Source organism: Acuticoccus kandeliae, assembly GCF_003073115.1.
Map to the genome: position 1 here is coordinate 1 of NZ_QBBV01000166.1, position 299 is coordinate 299.

Sequence of the window (299 nt, forward strand, 5' to 3'; positions counted from 1 at the left end):
CCGCGGTTACGTCCACACCGTGCGCCACCTCGTGACCGTGGAGGAGGTGCAGTCGTGAGCGAGAACGAGAACTCCGTCATCAAGCTCCACGACCTGCGGCCGGCCCCGGGCTCGAAGAAGGCGCGGACCCGTGTGGGTCGCGGTGAGGGCTCCAAGGGCAAGACCGCCGGTCGCGGTACCAAGGGCACCAAGGCCCGCAAGACGGTGTCCCCGCGCTTCGAGGGCGGGCAGATGCCGCTGCACATGCGGCTCCCGAAGCTCAAGGGCTTCAAGAACCGCTTCAAGGTCGAGTACCAGGT

At 67.6% G+C, this 299-nt stretch carries 1 protein-coding gene; it reads left to right on the plus strand.

What is annotated here, in order from left to right; genetic code table 11:
- Nucleotides 1-78: 78 nt before the first annotated feature.
- Nucleotides 79-299 (plus strand): 50S ribosomal protein L15 (rplO, locus tag DBV35_RS29795; protein WP_211100085.1); only part of this gene is annotated, 221 nt, incomplete at its 3' end.